Annotated in this window: 17 protein-coding genes; 15 read left to right on the top strand and 2 right to left on the bottom strand. The window is 62.1% G+C overall.

The annotated features are described in order from the left end of the window. Positions 1-21: 21 nt before the first annotated feature. Both proC and ndk read right to left on the bottom strand, forming a co-directional pair. Positions 22-813, bottom strand: a complete 792-nt coding sequence (gene proC, locus BMZ24_RS06290) for a pyrroline-5-carboxylate reductase (protein WP_092190423.1) — start codon at positions 811-813, stop codon at positions 22-24. After that, positions 813-1,229: a nucleoside-diphosphate kinase gene (ndk, locus tag BMZ24_RS06285; protein WP_092190421.1), complete on the bottom strand. Its 417-nt coding sequence runs from the start codon at positions 1,227-1,229 to the stop codon at positions 813-815. The genes proC and ndk overlap by 1 nt, the downstream gene beginning before the upstream one ends. 190 nt (positions 1,230-1,419) lie before the next feature. Between ndk and BMZ24_RS06280 the strand changes: the two genes are divergently transcribed. From BMZ24_RS06280 to BMZ24_RS06210, 15 genes are all read left to right on the top strand, one after another. After that, complete coding sequence (locus BMZ24_RS06280) at positions 1,420-1,980, top strand: GAF domain-containing protein (protein WP_092190419.1); 561 nt, start codon at positions 1,420-1,422, stop codon at positions 1,978-1,980. Positions 1,981-1,990: 10 nt separating this feature from the next. Beyond that, positions 1,991-3,010 carry a type I glyceraldehyde-3-phosphate dehydrogenase gene (gap, locus tag BMZ24_RS06275; RefSeq protein WP_092190417.1) on the top strand — a complete coding sequence of 340 codons (1,020 nt, stop codon included), beginning with the start codon at positions 1,991-1,993 and terminating at the stop codon, positions 3,008-3,010. 243 nt (positions 3,011-3,253) lie between these two features. Continuing rightward, the gene (dnaK, locus tag BMZ24_RS06270) at positions 3,254-5,161 is read left to right on the top strand and encodes a molecular chaperone DnaK (RefSeq protein WP_092190415.1); all 1,908 of its coding nucleotides are present in this window, start codon (positions 3,254-3,256) and stop codon (positions 5,159-5,161) included. 136 nt (positions 5,162-5,297) lie between these two features. Next, entirely contained in the window at positions 5,298-7,232 is a 1,935-nt protein-coding gene (locus BMZ24_RS06265) for a type 1 periplasmic-binding domain-containing protein (RefSeq protein WP_092190413.1), read from the top strand. A gap of 2 nt (positions 7,233-7,234) precedes the next feature. Next, positions 7,235-7,519, top strand: a complete 285-nt coding sequence (gene gatC, locus BMZ24_RS06260) for an Asp-tRNA(Asn)/Glu-tRNA(Gln) amidotransferase subunit GatC (RefSeq protein ID WP_092190411.1) — start codon at positions 7,235-7,237, stop codon at positions 7,517-7,519. 41 nt (positions 7,520-7,560) lie between these two features. After that, positions 7,561-9,027: an Asp-tRNA(Asn)/Glu-tRNA(Gln) amidotransferase subunit GatA gene (gene gatA / locus BMZ24_RS06255; protein ID WP_092190409.1), complete on the top strand. Its 1,467-nt coding sequence runs from the start codon at positions 7,561-7,563 to the stop codon at positions 9,025-9,027. Positions 9,028-9,057: 30 nt separating this feature from the next. Further along, positions 9,058-10,101 (top strand): tRNA 2-thiouridine(34) synthase MnmA, encoded by a 1,044-nt coding sequence (gene mnmA / locus BMZ24_RS06250; RefSeq protein WP_092190407.1) that lies wholly within the window; start codon positions 9,058-9,060, stop codon positions 10,099-10,101. After that, positions 10,091-11,380 (top strand): MiaB/RimO family radical SAM methylthiotransferase, encoded by a 1,290-nt coding sequence (locus BMZ24_RS06245; RefSeq protein WP_092190405.1) that lies wholly within the window; start codon positions 10,091-10,093, stop codon positions 11,378-11,380. The genes mnmA and BMZ24_RS06245 overlap by 11 nt, the downstream gene beginning before the upstream one ends. Continuing rightward, positions 11,377-11,940 carry a DUF4416 family protein gene (locus BMZ24_RS06240; protein WP_092190403.1) on the top strand — a complete coding sequence of 188 codons (564 nt, stop codon included), beginning with the start codon at positions 11,377-11,379 and terminating at the stop codon, positions 11,938-11,940. Before BMZ24_RS06245 ends, BMZ24_RS06240 begins: the two co-directional genes overlap by 4 nt. Continuing rightward, entirely contained in the window at positions 11,925-12,806 is an 882-nt protein-coding gene (locus tag BMZ24_RS06235; RefSeq protein WP_092190401.1) for a YicC/YloC family endoribonuclease, read from the top strand. Before BMZ24_RS06240 ends, BMZ24_RS06235 begins: the two co-directional genes overlap by 16 nt. A 3-nt stretch (positions 12,807-12,809) precedes the next feature. Further along, positions 12,810-13,067 (top strand): DUF370 domain-containing protein, encoded by a 258-nt coding sequence (locus tag BMZ24_RS06230; RefSeq protein ID WP_028576869.1) that lies wholly within the window; start codon positions 12,810-12,812, stop codon positions 13,065-13,067. Further along, positions 13,060-13,707, top strand: a complete 648-nt coding sequence (gmk, locus tag BMZ24_RS06225; RefSeq protein WP_092190399.1) for a guanylate kinase — start codon at positions 13,060-13,062, stop codon at positions 13,705-13,707. The genes BMZ24_RS06230 and gmk overlap by 8 nt, the downstream gene beginning before the upstream one ends. Beyond that, on the top strand, positions 13,704-14,417 hold the full coding sequence (pyrF, locus tag BMZ24_RS06220; RefSeq protein WP_092190882.1) for an orotidine-5'-phosphate decarboxylase: 714 nt from the start codon (positions 13,704-13,706) through the stop codon (positions 14,415-14,417). Before gmk ends, pyrF begins: the two co-directional genes overlap by 4 nt. Positions 14,418-14,435: 18 nt before the next feature. Then, entirely contained in the window at positions 14,436-15,221 is a 786-nt protein-coding gene (locus tag BMZ24_RS06215; protein ID WP_092190396.1) for a tetratricopeptide repeat protein, read from the top strand. Between the two features lie 27 nt (positions 15,222-15,248). Further along, positions 15,249-16,256 (top strand): LuxR C-terminal-related transcriptional regulator, encoded by a 1,008-nt coding sequence (locus BMZ24_RS06210; RefSeq protein WP_092190394.1) that lies wholly within the window; start codon positions 15,249-15,251, stop codon positions 16,254-16,256. Positions 16,257-16,292 lie beyond the last annotated feature (36 nt).

Below are 16,292 nucleotides of genomic sequence, written 5' to 3'. Positions count from 1 at the left end.
AAAAGGCGGCTCGTGGCCGCCCTAGTCCGCAAGTTCCTTGCTGCGCTCGGCGGCCGCCCGGACCGCCCGGCCGATCGCGAACTTGAAGCGGTGTTCGTCCAGGGCGTTGAGGCCCGCGATGGTCGTCCCGCCGGGCGAGGTGACCATTTCCTTCAAGAGCGTCGGGTGGGCGCCCTCGGCCTCGGCCATGAGCGCCGACCCCGAGACCAGCCCCGCGACCATGCTGGTGGCCTGGGCCCGTGTCAGCCCCAGGGTGACGCCGGCGTCGATGAGGCCTTCCATGAAGGCGTAGACGTAGGCGGGGCCGGAACCGATGAGGCCGGTATAGGCGTCGAAGAGCTTTTCCGGCAGCACGTGGGCCTGGCCGATGGAGGAAAAAACGTCCAGCATGGCCTGCCTGCGGTCCTCGTTCAGGAGTTCATGGTCGAAGCACAGGGCGTACACGCCCTTGCCGACCATGGCCGGAGTGTTGGGCATGACGCGCACCACGGGACATTTCCTTCCCGACCATTCAACCAGCTGGTCCAGGGTGACCCCGGCGGCGATGGAGACAAGACAGGTTTCGGGTCCAAGGGCCGGGACCAAGCCGGTCAGCACCGGACGCATGACCTGCGGCTTGACGGCCAGCAGGACATAGTCCGAATTCCTGGCCAGCTCCAGGGCAGTCGGATGGATGGTCATGATGTCCGCATTCCTGCGGCACATGCCCTCGCTGGGATCAAATCCGTGCAGGGCGAAAGCTCCGCCCGAGGCCAGGCCCCTGGCGATGGCCCCGCCCATGTTCCCAAGCCCGATGAACCCGAATCTGTTCATTATCCCACCAGCTCCAGTGCGTTGAAGAAGTATGCGATTTCGACCGCCGCGGTATCCTGACCGTCGGAACCGTGGCAGGAGTTCTTTTCGATGTCCAGCGCGTATTTCTTGCGGATGGTGCCTTCGGCGGCGTTGTCCTTGTTGGTCGCGCCCATCAGGTCGCGGTACTTCTGCACGGCGTTCTCGCCTTCAAGACACATGACCACGCACGGGCCGGAACACATGTACTCCACAAGACTGCCGAAAAAGGGACGCTCGCTGTGCACGGCGTAAAAGCCTTCGGCCTGGGATTTGGTCAGCTGGATCATCTTCATGCCCACGATGCGCAGCCCCGCGCCTTGGATCATGGCCATGATTTCGCCCTGAATGTTGCGGGCGACGGCGTCGGGTTTGATGATGGAAAAGGTGCGTTCCATAAATACTCCTGTAAAAGATTTTGGGGCCTCGTATCCTCTGCATGTGGAAAACTCAAGACACACGCGGAAAAAGTCACTCTTGTTTGATCATTCAATTCGTAATTTTGTTCCAGAAGCGAAAAGGTGTTGTTCTCTTGCGCCTTCGTCATGTATGGCTTTCGCGAAGTTTTAGACATGAACGGAGGAAATCATGAGTAAAAAACGCCTCTATGAAATTATTTATGAAGTCAGTCGGACTGTGAACTCAAGCCTCGACCCGAGCGAGGTCTTGAGCCGGATCGCGGAACAGGTGACCCGGGCCATGGGCGTCAAGGGATGCTTCATCCGGCTCCTCGACCGCAGCGGCAAGGTCCTGAAGCCCGCGGCCTATTTTGGCCTGAGCGAACGCTACGCCAAGAAGGGCGTGGTCGAAGTGGCCAAGAGCGGCCTGGACCGCGAGGCCTTCACAGGCAAGGTGGTCCAGATTGCCGACGCGGGCTCCGATCCGCGCTTTCAGTACGGCGGCGAAGCGGCCAAGGAAGGGCTGGTTTCCGTACTGGTGGCCCCGCTTTTCGTTGAAGGCAGCCGCCCCATCGGAGTGCTTCGGGTCTACACGGGAGAGCGCCGCGAGTTCGACGAGGAAGAGATCGGCTTTTTGCAGGCCATCGCCAACATTTCGGCCATCGCCATCGAAAACGCGCGCATGCACCAGACATTGAAGCGCCAGATGGAACTCATAAACGCTTACGACTACCAGGTTTTTGAAGACTAGGGAGCACCTTATGGAAAAAACACGAATAGGAATAAACGGCTTCGGACGCATCGGCCGGCAGGTGCTCAAGACCATCTGGCAACGCCACCGCGACACCCTGGAAGTCGTGGCCATCAACGACCTCTTCGACACCCAGACCAACGCCCACCTGCTCCGTCACGACACCTCCTACGGACACTTTGCGGCTCCGGTGGAGGCAGACGCGGACACCATCCGGGTGGGCGGCGAGTGGCAGATAAAGAGCTTCGCCCAGCGCGATCCCAAGCTCATCCCCTGGAGGTCGTGCGGCGTGGACATCGTCATCGAATCCACGGGCATTTTCCGCACCGGGCCCACAGCAGGGCAGCACCTTGAAAGCGGAGCCAAAAAGGTCATCATCACCGCGCCTTCCAAAGACGAGGATCTGACCGTGGTCATCGGCGTGAACGAGGACAAGTACGATCCGGCCATCCACCACATCGTCTCCAACGCCTCCTGCACGACCAACTGCCTGGCTCCGGCCGTCAAGGTCATGCATGCCAAATTCGGCGTGGCCAAAGGCGTGCTGACCACGGTCCATGCCTACACCAACGACCAGCGCATCCTCGATCTGCCGCACAAGGATCTGCGCCGGGCCAGGGCCGCCGCCTGCAACATGATCCCGACCTCGACCGGCGCGGCCAAGGCCGTGGCCAAGGTCATCCCCGAGATGGCCGGGCGCTTTGACGGCTATTCGGTGCGCGTGCCCGTGCCTGCGGTGTCCCTGGTGGATTTCGTGGCCGTGCTCGAACGCGACACGACGGCCGAGGAGCTTAAGGCCGCTTTCAAGGAAGCCTCCGAAAATGAACTCAAGGGCATACTCGGCTACGCCGAAGAGGCCCTGGTCTCCTCGGACTTCATCGCCGACCCGCATTCGGGCGTGGTGGACGCGGACTTCACCACGGTCCAGGCCGGGAACCTGGCCAAGGTGCTGATCTGGTACGACAACGAGTGGGGCTATTCCTGCCGCGTGGCCGACTTGGCTCATCTCATGGCGCAAAAAGGCCTTTGATCCATCCGGCCTGAACGATCCAAATCAAGGCTCCTGCCGCAATGCGCGGCAGGGGCCTTTTCACGTGCCGCCCACGCGCCCACTTTCGCCCCCTTGAACATCTTCCAGAACGCGCGCCCTTTCACGCCCGCGAACCCTTCGGTCCAAAAAAAATGCCGCCCCTGCCCTTTACAAGCAATTTTTAGGCGTTAATTTGTGCCCGATTTTTACATAATTATTTCAAATACCGCAGAGGAGACCACAATGGGTAAGATTATCGGAATAGATTTGGGTACGACCAACAGCTGTGTCTATGTCATGGAAGGCAAGGAAGCCAAATGCATCACTAATCCCGAAGGCGGGCGCACGACTCCTTCCATTGTGGCGTTCACCGATCAGGATCGTCTGGTGGGTGAGATCGCCAAGCGCCAGGCTGTCACCAACTCCGACAAGACCATTTTCGCGGTCAAGCGTCTCATGGGCCGCCAGATCGACGATCCCAAGCTCAAGAGCTGGATCGCCAAGAGCCCCTACAAGATCGTGGCCGGAGCCAACAATGACGCCTACGTGGAAATCGGAGACAAGAAGTACAGTCCGGCCGAAATCTCCGCGCTCATCCTGCAGCGCCTGAAAAAAGACGCCGAAACCTACCTGGGCGAGACCGTGACCGAAGCGGTCATCACCGTCCCGGCCTATTTCAATGACTCCCAGCGTCAGGCCACCAAGGACGCCGGCCGCATCGCCGGCCTCGAAGTGAAGCGCATCATCAACGAGCCCACCGCCGCCTCCCTGGCCTACGGCTCCGACAAGAAGGCCAACGAGAAAATCGCCGTGTTCGACCTCGGCGGCGGCACGTTCGACATCTCCATCCTCGAAGTGGGTGACAACGTGGTCGAAGTGCGCGCCACCAACGGCGACACCTTCCTGGGCGGCGAGGATTTCGACCACGAGATCATCACCTACCTGGTGGCAGAGTTCAAAAAGGAAAACGGCATAGATCTGTCCAAGGACAAGATGGCCCTGCAGCGTCTGAAGGAAGCCGCCGAAAAGGCCAAGAAGGACCTGTCCTCCTCCATGGAGACGGACATCAACCTGCCCTTCATCACCGCCGATCAGAACGGTCCCAAGCACATGACCATGAAGCTGTCCCGCGCCAAGCTGGAATCCCTGTGCGAAGCGCTGGTAGGCCGCACCATCGAGCCCTGTCGCAAGGCCCTGGCCGACGCGGGCCTCAAGACCGGCGACATCAACGAAGTCATCCTGGTCGGCGGCATGACCCGCATGCCGCTGGTGCAGAAGAAGGTCGGCGAATTCTTCGGCAAGGAGCCCAACCGCAGCGTGAACCCCGATGAAGTCGTGGCCATGGGCGCGGCTATCCAGGGCGGCATCCTGGCCGGCGACGTGAAGGACGTGCTGCTCCTCGACGTGACCCCGCTGTCGCTGGGCATCGAGACCCTGGGCGGCGTGTTCACCAAGCTCATCGATCGCAACACGACCATCCCGACCCGCAAGAGCAACACCTTCACCACGGCCGCCGACAACCAGCCGTCCGTGTCCATTCACGTGCTGCAGGGCGAGCGTCCCATGTGCTCCGACAACATGACCCTGGGCCGCTTTGAGCTGACCGGCATCCCGGCCGCTCCCCGCGGTGTGCCGCAGGTCGAGGTCACCTTCGACATCGACGCCAATGGCATCGTCAACGTCTCGGCCAAGGATCTGGGCACGGGCAAGGAACAGTCCATCCGCATCACGGCCAGTAGCGGCCTGAGCGACGCCGACATCGAGCGTCTGGTCAAGGAAGCTGAAGCCAACGCCGAAGAGGACAAGAAGAAGCAGAAGCTCATCGAAGTCCGCAACAGCGCCGACACCCTGATCTACACCACGGAGAAATCCATCCGCGATCTGGGCGAGAACATCGACGCAGCCATGAAGGCGGACATCGAAGGCAAGGCCGAGGCCCTGAAGAGCGTCCTGCAGAGCGAAGACACCGACGCCATCCAGAAATCCATGGACGAACTGGCCCAGGCCTCGCACAAGCTGGCCGAAAAGCTCTACGCCCAGAAGACCGACGCCGGAGCCCATGAAGGCCCGCAGGACGCCGGACAGGGCGGGGGCGCCAAAAACGACGACGAAGACGTGGTGGACGCCGACTACACGGAAGTGAAAAAGTAAGTACGAAGCACGGCAAGCATTGGCTTGACACGGCAATTTGCCGGTCCCTATACTCCACGCCTGGCCCTTGACGGGGCCAGGCTTTTTTTTATTCAACCGGGACACCCCGTCAGACCCGTGTCAGGCTCCATACCTTATGAAAATCCGACCACTTTATTCCTGCATCCTCATCTTGGCCCTGCTTCTCGGCTCCGCCTCCTGCGCCAAGAAAATCGTGTACTCCACTCCAGGCGCAAAGCCCGCCTCCGGGCTGCCCGGACACAAGGCGGCGGACCCGCAGAAAGCTCTCCAGCGCTACACCAAATATCTTGAGACAAGCCGCGTGGGCGATCCCGGCCGAAGCGAGGCCTGGCGCAATACCGTCGGCAGCGCGGTGCAGCTCGGGGAATACGATTTGGCGGAAAAGAACCTGCAAGCCTGGCAGGCGGAAAACAAAACCGCCACGTCCTCCTGGGACTGGAACCAGGCCAACGCTCAGCTTCTCCTGGCGCGCAAGGGCAAGGACGCCTATGTCGGCTACCTCATCGACCTCGCCGGTCGCACCGACCTTGACTGGACCACGCGCGAGGCGGCCGGGATGGAGCTTGTCGACCATTTCTGGGCCATCCCCGAATACGGGCTGGCCTTTGACACCATGAGCTTTATCTACAAGGCCGCTCCCGACGACGGAACCAAGAGCGCGCTGGAAGCAGACGCCCTGCGCCGGGCGGAATCCTTGCAGGCAGATGAGCTGCACAAGATCCTGGCCGGCGCCCTGGACGCCGACCCGAGCGTCTATCCCTGGTCCATGGTGGTCTGGGCGCGGAGCATGAAACTTCTGACGCAGGACAGGGACAACTGGCCGGCCGTCTGGCCCAGCCTGTCCACCATCGTGCGCGGCGGAGGTCTTGCCAACAAGGAGTTCTTTGCCGCCCAACTGCGTGCCCTGGAGCAGCAAATGGGCGTGGTCAGACAGAGTCTGGTCCTGCTCCTGCCCCTTTCCGGCCCCTACTCGCAGGTAGGCTGGAAGATCGCCAAGGGAGCAGACACGGCCTGGCGCGAAAGCCGGGCCCAGACCGAGGCTCCGGCGATCAAGCTCATCAACACCGAATCTCCGACCTTTCTGGAGGAACTGCGCGCCGTGAGCGGCGTGCCCATCATCGGCGGACCGCTGCGCAAGGAAATCTGGGGCCAGATCCGTCTGGCGGGCCTGCACCGCACATCCAGATTCCTGACCTTTATGCCCAGCGTCGAAGACGAGGGCAAGGAGGCCTGGCGTTTCTTCAGCACCCCCGCCGACCAGGTCCGGGCCGTCATCCGGGGCTGCGAGCAGCTGGGAATCACGTCCTACGCGATCCTGCACCCCCAGGACCGGTTCGGCACGGCCATGGCGGACATTTTTCGCGAGCAGGCCGGAATTCTGGGCGCGCGCATAGCCACGACCAGAGGCTACGACATCCAGAATCCGCCGACCTGGGGCAAGGCAGTGGCCGCCATTCTGGGCGCCAGCGGAGCCAAGGACACCCTGAATCCCGAACCTCCCTTTCAGGCGGTTTTCCTGCCCGATTCCCTTTTTCGCGTGCAGCAGCTGGCCCCGCTCTTCCATTATTACGAAGAGACGCGGCTCATTTTCCTGGGACCGCAACTGTGGGGGCAGAGTCTGAACGAGTCCAACCTGGAAACGCAATACTTCGATCTGACGCTCTTTCCCGGAGCCTGGAGCACGGACCTTGCCTCGCAGAGCGCCCAGAGCCTGAAACGCGGCATGGAAGAGAGCGGCGGGGAAGAGGCGGACATGTGGGCGGCACTGGGATACGACTTCGTGCGCTTCACCGCCCTGCTCGGAGGAGGCCAAAGCTCCGTCTCGGCCTTCAATCAGGCGCTGGCCGAAGCCGCCAGCCGCATGCCCTGGACCCTGGCGCCCATGCATTGGGACGCAGGCCAGGCTTCCCAGGACCTGTTCCTGTTCCAGCCAACACGCTCGGGCATGATCCGGGCGGACATGGACAAGATTCGTCAGGCCAGGGAGCAAAGGCAGATCCGCCGCGAAGAACGCCGGATCCAACTTCAAAACAAGAAGCAGCAAGGATGAGCATGAAAATAAGCCCTGAAAAAGCCCTGGCCATCGCCACCCTGTCCCGGCTCGAAATCAGCCCCGAGCAGGCCGCCGGCCTCAGCGTCCAGATGGATGACATTCTTGGCTACATGGACAAGCTGAACGAACTGGACACCAGCAGCATCGAGCCCATGTACACCCCCGTCGAGCAGCCCGGCTTCCTGCGCGAGGACGAAGTCCGCAAGGATTTCGAACGCACCGAGATCCTGCGCAACGCTCCCGAGACCGACGGCGAATACTTCATCGTGCCGCGCATCGTCTGATCGGCGGCGCATTTCCGAACAGCTCCAAGAGGAAATTTTTCATGTCACAGCTTTTCCATCATTCCCTGACCGAGGTCCGCGATCTCCTGCGCGCGGGTGAAGTCACCGCCCAGGAGGCGACCGCCTCCTGCCTGGAGCGCATCGCCGCGACCGAGCCACGGCTTGAAGCCCTCCTGCACGTCTCCGGGGAAGAAGCCCTGAGCCAGGCCGAAGCCATGGACAAAAAAGGACCGGACGCAGCCAGGCCCCTGTGGGGAGTGCCCGTCATCATAAAGGATGTCCTGGCTACCGTGGGCATGCCCACCACCTGCGGCTCCAGGATTCTCGAAAACTTCGTTCCGGTCTACGACGCCGACTGCGTGACCAGACTTAAAGACGCCGGGGCCATCATCCTCGGCAAAGCCAACATGGACGAATTCGCCATGGGCTCGTCCACGGAGAATTCCGCCTTCAAGGTCACCAAGAATCCCTGGGACACGTCACGGGTTCCGGGCGGCTCCAGCGGCGGCTCGGCGGCCAGCGTGGCGGCGGGGCAATGTTTCGCCTCCATCGGAACGGACACGGGCGGCTCCATCCGCCAGCCCGCCAGCTTCTGCGGCATCGTGGGCCTGAAACCCAGCTACGGGCGCGTCTCGCGGCGCGGCCTCATCGCCTACGGCTCCTCCCTGGACCAGGCCGGTCCCATGACCCGCACCGTGGCCGATGCGGCGGAAATCCTGCAGGTCATCGCCGGTCACGATCCCAAGGACTCCACCAGCGTCAACGCGCCGGTGCCCGACTATCTTGCAGCCATGGGCCGGGGCGAATCCCTGAAGGGCCTGCGCCTGGGACTGCCCGAGCAGTACTGGGGCGAGGGCCTTTCGGCCGAGGTGGACGCGGCCTGTCGAAGCGCCGTCGAACTGGCCGCCTCCCTGGGCGCCGAGATCGTGCCCGTGTCGCTGCCGCACACCGAATACGCCATCGCCACCTACTACATCCTGGCCATGGCCGAAGCCAGCTCCAACCTGGCTCGCTTCGACGGGGTGCGCTACGGCCGCCGCAGCAGCCAGACCCAGGACCTTGCGACCATGTACACCCGCTCCCGCTCCGAAGGCTTCGGAGAAGAGGTCATGCGCCGCATCATGCTCGGCACCTACGTGCTCTCGGCCGGATACTACGACGCCTACTACAGGAAGGCAGCCCAGGTCCGGCGCCTGATCCGCCAGGATTTCCTGAACGCTCTCGGCCAGTGCGACCTGATCTGCGGTCCGGCCTGTCCGACCACGGCCTTCGCCATCGGAGAAAACACCTCCGATCCGCTGCAGATGTACCTGACGGACATCTTCACCATCTCCCTGAACCTGAGCGGATTGCCGGGGCTCTCCCTGCCCGTCGGGCTCGGGAAGGACACCGGCATGCCGGTCGGCCTGCAACTCTTCGCCGGCAACATGGAAGAAGCTGGCCTTTTGAGTGCGGCCCAGACTCTGGAAACGCATCTGCCAAAGCTGCCCGAACCGCCACTTGCTTAACCCGGGCCGGATCTTCCGGCCTTTTTTTACATGCACAAAACCGCGATCGCACTGAGCGGAGGGGCCGATTCCCTCATGAGCCTGCTTCTGCTCCGGGAAACCGGGGCCGAGGTCATGGGAGTGCACGCCCGTTTTCTGGGCGCGGACGACGAAGCCCTGCACGAACGGCTGCGCGATCTGTGCGCCACCCTTGCCGTGCCCTTTCATCTGGTGGACCTGCGGCGCGAATTCGAGGAACTGGTCATCGTCCCCTTTGTTCGCGCCTATCAGTCCGGGCTGACCCCCAACCCCTGCGCGACCTGCAATCCGGCCATAAAATTCGGCCTGCTGCTGGACAGGGCGCGGGAACTGGGCGCGGATCGGCTGGCTACGGGCCACTATGCCCGCCTGCTGCACACCCCGCAGGGCCCGGCCCTGTACAGGGGACTCGATGCGGACAAGGATCAGAGCTATTTCCTGTCCAGGGTGCCCCGGAAGCGCTTCGAACACGTCCTCTTCCCACTGTCCGGCTGGACCAAGAACGCCGTGCGCCTGGCCCTGGCCGAGCGCGACATGAATCCCCCGGCCGGACGGGAAAGCCAGGAGGTGTGCTTCATTCCCACTGATTACAGGGACTTTCTGCGGGAAAGAAACGTCCGGCTCGGCGGGCCCGGCCCCATCACGCTGGCCGACGGCACGGTCCTGGGCCGCCACGCGGGCCTCTGGAACCACACCCTCGGGCAGCGCAAGGGGCTCGGCATCGCCTACAGCGAACCCCTCTACGTGACGGGCAAGGACTTCGCGCACAACCGGCTTCTCGTCGGCCCCAAAGCAGAAGCCATGTCGTCCGGCTGCCGCACGGGCATCCCCAACCTGCTCCTGCCGCCAGAACTCTGGCCCCATGAGGTTCTCGTGCAGACCATCTACCGCCAGCGCCCCGAACCGGCGCACGTGGCCGTGGACCAATCGGGCATGACCATCGCCTTCCCCGGGCCGCGGGCCATTCCCACTCCCGGGCAGGTGGCGGCCGTGTATTCGCCGGAAGGACAGGTCCTGGCCGGCGGCGTGATCCAGGAGGCAATCCATGCGGCGTGAACCCGGACAGCTATTTTTTCTGACCACCCAGGGCTGCAAGGTCAACCAGTACGAATCCCAGGCCATCCGCGAAGCCCTTGTAGCGGACGGACTGATGGAAACCGACGACCCGTCCCTGGCCGACATCGTGCTCATCAACAGCTGCGCCGTGACCGAACGCGCGGTGCTCGATCTGGCCAAGCTGGTCCGGAGCCTTGCCTCGGCCAGTCCCAAGCCGTGGATTGTCGTGGCGGGCTGCGCCGTGGAGGCCGACCGGGAGCGCATCCTGGCCATGGACGCCGTCGACGAGATCATCGCCCAGAAAGACAAGACCCTGCTTGGCAGCCCGAACCAGACAAAAGCCCCCTTTCCCGCGCTGGCCATCTCCGGCTACAACCGCGCCCGGGGCGTGATCAAGGTCCAGGACGGCTGTTCCCACGGCTGCACCTACTGCATCATCCCCACCACGCGCGGGCGCTCCGTCAGCCGCCCTGCCGAAGAGATCATAAGCGAAGCGTCGCGCCTGCTTGACTCCGGCATCCGCGAAATATCCCTGTGCGGCATCAACCTGCGCCACTACGGCCGGGATCTGCCCGCAAAAGAGGATTTCTGGGATCTCTTGACCGCGGTGGACCAGGCCCTGTCGCCCCGCTGGGCAGGCCGGGCCCGGCTGCGGCTGGGCTCCCTGGAACCGGGGGACCTGAACGCCAAGGCGCTCTCCACCCTGGCGCAAAGCCGCCTCATGACTCCGCACCTGCACATCTCCCTGCAGAGCGGCAGCCGGGAAGTGCTGCGACGCATGGGCAGGGGGCACTACGGGCCGGAACAGATATTCGATTTTCTGCGAGACCTGCGTGAAATCTGGCCGGTCTTCGGCCTTGGCGCGGACCTCATCGCGGGCTTTCCCGGCGAGACCGGGGAGCACGCGGACGAAACCCTTGAGGTCGTGCGGCGCCTGCCCCTCTCCTACGCCCACGTCTTCCCCTATTCCGAGCGCCCGGGCACCCCGGCCGTGGACTTCAAGGGCTCCGTGCCCGGCCACATTCGCCGGGAGAGGGCCAAGGCCCTGCGCCGGGAGGTGTCCCTCAAACGCGCTGATTTTCTGCTCGAACTGCTCAAACTCCCGGCCATGGACGTGGCTCTGGAAGACGGCGGCACGGGCATGAACGAATTCTATGTCGAGTGCGCGGTCAGCGACGCGCCCTCCCGGGCCCGGGAGCTTTTGCGCGTCGTCCCGACGGGATTGACCTCTTCGGGACTAACGGCCAAGCTTGCCCGAGAGCAGCGGGAGGGAGCGTGAGCATCCCGACACCACCCTTGCCGGGCCGCGCCTTCCTGTCTGTGCTGAGCGCCCGCCGTGACGAGGTCTGGCCGGAGCTTCGCCCCTGCCTTGAAGAGATCATGGGCCGCATCGATTACGAGTCGCAGCCCATCCCCTTCAACCGGACCAGCTATTACGATTCGGAGCTGGGAACGCCCATTTTCCGTTACATCCTGTCCTTTGAACGCCCCCTGCCCCTCGACGGCCTGGCCGAAATCAAGCTGGGCACCAACAGGCTGGAGACTCGCTGGGCGCATGACGGCAGGAGGCTTTTCAACCTCGATCCGGGCTACATCACCCAGGAACGCCTGGTTCTGGCCACGGGCAAGAATTTCACGCACCGGGTGTACCTGTCATTGGGAATCTGGGCCGATCTGACTCTCATCTTTCAACAGGGAGACTGGTGTGACCTCCCCTGGACCTTCCCGGACTACGCCGCGCCCGAGGTCAAAAAGCACCTGACCCGCATTCGGGACATGTACAGGGACTCCCTCAAGCATTTAACATCATCAGAGGATACGCCATGCCCAAAAGTATGACCGGCTACGGCCGCGCCGGAACCCAGGAGGAAGGTTGGACCCTGTCCTGGGAGATCCGCAGTCTCAACAACCGCCACCTGGACCTGAAGTGGAAGATTCCACCCACCCTCTACGCCCACCAGAAAACCTGGGAGAACGAGGTTCGCGCTGTCGCCAACCGGGGCGGAGTGGAGCTTTTTCTCGGACTCAAGATCAACAACCCCGAATTGCAGTCCCTGAGCCTGGACAGGACCATGGCGGCCTCCATGCTCCAGGAGCTTGAGCGCCTGGCCACGTCGATGCAGATCCCGCACACACCGGACCTGAACCGGCTGCTGAACATCCCCTCCCTGTGGAAGGACTCCGGCAGCATCGACAACCCGCAGCTCATCGAGAGCCTGACCGGAACCCTGAAAAAGGCTCTTGAAGATTGGGACGAAGCGCGGGTCCGGGAAGGTCTGGCCCTGGAGGAGGATCTGCGCGTGCGCTTTGCGCGCCTGACCGTGCTGGTGGAGGAAATCCGCGTCCTTGCGGCCCAGACCGCACCGGAACGATTCGCCCTGCTGCAGGAGCGGGTCGCCAAGCTGCTCCTCGACAGCGGCGCCCAGATAGATCCGGACCGCATGCTGCAGGAACTGGCCACCATCTCCGACCGGGTCGATGTGTCCGAGGAGCTGACGCGCCTTGAGATTCATCTCAAGGGCATCGACGGGTACTTCAACCAGACCGAACCCGTGGGCCGCAAGCTCGACTTCATGGTCCAGGAGTGCTTCCGCGAAATCAACACCTGCGGCAACAAGAGCCAGAACACGAGCATCAGCCAGCTGGTGGTGACCTTCAAGGCCGAACTCGAAAAATGCAGAGAGCAGATCCAGAATCTGGAGTAGGCAGTGGAAAAGAAAAAACTCCTGAACATCGGCTTCGGCAACGCCGTGGTCATGAACCGGGTGGTGGCCATCGTCGGCCCGACCTCCTCCCCCATGCGACGCCTGCGGGAGGAGGCCAAACAGGCCGGGCGGCTCATCGACGCGACGCAGGGCCGCAAAACCCGTTCGCTCATCATCACCGATTCGAACCACTGCATCCTGTCCGCCATCCAGCCCGAAACAATCAGTCAACGCTTCACCGCCGGAGGCAGTGATGAATAGCGCAAGCACCCATCCCCCACAAACCAACGTGGGCATGATGCTCGTCATCAGCGCCCCTTCGGGCACGGGGAAAAGCACCCTCATCCGGCGCCTGACCGCTGAATTCAGCGCCTTCACCTTTTCCGTGTCCTGCACCACCCGCGCCCCCCGCCCGGGCGAGCTCGACGGCCGGGAATATCATTTTTTGACCCGCGAGGAGTTCGAACGCCGCCGGGACGAGAAATTTTTCGCCGAATGGGCCGAAGTCCACGGCAACCTCTACGGCACCCCGAGGCAGACCACCATGGACCTGCTGGCCAACGGGCGCGACGTCATCTTCGACATCGACGTGCAGGGCGCGCGCCAGATCAAGAGCAATATGGGGCAGGGCTGCTACGTGTTCGTCTTCCCGCCGTCACGCGAAGTCCTGGAGGCGCGCCTGAACGGACGGGGCACGGACAGCGAGGCCACCATCATCCGCCGCCTGGCCGCCGCCCGGGACGAAATCGCGGACAGCCAATGGTTCGACCACTGGATCGTGAACGACGACCTGAACCTGGCTTACGAGCAGCTGCGCGCCATCTATGTGGCCGAGAAAACCAAACCGGCCTACCAGGAATCGTGGCAAGCCGCCCTGATCCGTCAATGGGGGATCTCATGAAAACCTCACCGGCCCTTGTCGTGGCCCTGGACTTTCCCGAGACGGCCCAGGCCCTGTCCCTGGCTTCCCGTCTGCAAGGCGTCGTGCCATGGGTCAAGGTCGGCCTGGAACTGTACCTGAGTGCAGGGCGGGAGCTGATCGCCCGGCTCAAGGATATGGGATTTAAGGTTTTTCTTGATCTCAAGTTCATGGACATCCCCAACACCGTACAGGCGGCCACGGCCCAGGCCACGCGCATGGGCGCGGACATGCTGACCATCCACGCCCTTGGCGGACGCGCCATGTGCGAAGCGGCGGCGGCAGGCCGGGATCAGGGCCTTGCGCCCGGACAGACACCGCCCAGCATCCTGGCCGTGACGCTGTTGACCAGCCTTGGGCCAAAAGACCTGGCCTGGAACCCGGGGGCGACCGATGAGGATCTGCGTGATCTGACCGTTCATCTTGCCCGGAGCTCCCAAAACTGGAAACTCGACGGCGTGGTCTGTTCAGGCAGGGAAGTTCGTGTTATACGTCAGGCATGTGGAGCATATTTTCAGCTTCTCACTCCCGGAATTCGCCTGCCCGATGCCGACTCCGGAGACCAGTCCCGTGTCTGCACGCCGGCTCAGGCAGCCCTTGACGGCAGCGATTACCTTGTCGTCGGCCGGCCGATCACCCGGTCGGACAACCCTGTGCAGGCAGCTCGGGACTACTTGAAGACAATAACATAATTTCTGCGGGGGACGCCCATGTCGGAAACCGAGAATCAACGCGCACGGATCAAGGGGGTTTTTTCCTCCGAAAAAATTGCCAAGGTCGGTGCGGGTGCGACCGTCCGCAAAACCACGCAAACCATGTACTGGTTTGCAGAGGAAGATGACCAGGGCGTGATCACCATTCAACCCCTGAATCCGAACTACGTCCCCTCGGGTCCCAAGCAGGAAATCCCGAAAGAAGAGTTTCTGGAACAGTACGCTCCCGAACCCGAGTTCTATTCAAGCAAGGTTTATCCAAGCATCCGCAAACTCAACCAGACCATCGCCAAGGCCGAACGGTTCCGGGTCAACGGCGAGACCTACAGCGCGGAATACGAATTCGGCAACGCCCTGCGCGTCGATGAAGAAAACATCAGGGCCAATTTCGGTCTGGGTCTGACCTATCTGGACCGGGGGGAAACAGGCAAGGCCGACAATATCTTCCAGCGTCTGATCAAGATGGAGGCGACCTTCGAGGCCGAGCACAAGCATCTCTTCAATGATTTCGGCATCAGCCTGCGCAAAAATGAAATGTACGAACAGGCCACCGAATACTATTCCAAAGCCCTGGAACTTTCCCCGGCCGACGAGAATCTGCACTACAACATGGCTCGGGCCTGCTTCGCCAAGGCCGACATCCAAAGCACCATCGAACATCTGCGCACGGCCCTGCGCCTCAACAACAATTTGGAAATTGCCAAGAAATTCCTAGCGTATCTCAAGAAAAACAATCTGTTGCCGCAAGATATCTCCGCCGCGGAAGCAAAAGTATCGGACTAACACGTTGCGAAGCCGCACGGAGGAAACATGAACAACAGTACGGCGTCCAAAAAGGATAATCGACGCGGAATTGAACGTTTTTCCATGAGCATCCCCTCGAAAGTGAGCTCGATCATGCATGATTATTCGGACCAGGAGCTGGCGACGACAAACATTTCCGCTGGCGGGGTCTTTTTCGAAACCGGACAGACATATCCCGCCGGCACGGCAGTGACGCTGAACATCTCCCTTGATTTCGGCGGAATGAAAGCAGGCCACCCGCAAGCCAGATTCCGGGTCGAGGGCACCGTGGTGCGCACGGAAAAAAGCGGCATGGCCATCGCCTTCGATCCAACCAAAGTCACCTCCATCCGCGTCAACACGGGTAAAAAACCCGGCCAGGCAGGACCGGCCATGCTCGGGATCGTCGGAGACGATCCGCTCCTGAACGACCTCTTGGCAGCCAGACTCAGCCAGGAGACCGGCGTAAGCTGCAGCCACTCCCCATCGCTGCCCAAGATTCTTGAAACCGCGCGGCCCGATCTGACCCTGCTGGACTGCACCGGCATGTCCATGGAGGAACTTCTGCAGGAGGCAAACGGCGAGGACTCACCGTTCATGTCCACGTCCGTGGCCCTCTTCAATGTCCCCGAAGACCGCTCCCTCGAACTTGAAGCCATCAATTCCGGCATTCGCGGCATTTTTTACCGCAATTCCCCGTTCAGGCTCATGGTCAAAGGCGTGAGCGCCATGCTCGAAAACGAGCTCTGGTTCTCTCGCGAGGCCATGTCCGCGTTTCTGCTCGGCAAGCAGAACCGCCCCGCCGAATTGATCGCCCCGGAAGACGGACAGGCGGAACTGAGCCAGCGTGAACAGGAAATTCTACTCATGCTCGCCGCCGGCGCCACCAATAAGGATATCGCGCAGAAGCTTTTCCTGAGCCTCAACACCGTCAAATCGCACATCTACAACATCTACAAGAAAATCGACGTGCCCAACCGGCTCCAGGCCTCGCTGTGGGCGGCCAGACACCTTGGAGCAAGAGAAAATCCTTGAGTTTCACGCGCAAGTATATCAAGGACCAATCCACGC

This window comes from Desulfomicrobium norvegicum (assembly GCF_900114595.1).
Lineage (GTDB): Bacteria > Desulfobacterota > Desulfovibrionia > Desulfovibrionales > Desulfomicrobiaceae > Desulfomicrobium > Desulfomicrobium macestii.
Note: the sequence above shows the minus strand (reverse complement) of the source record. Positions and strands in the feature narration are given on the sequence as shown.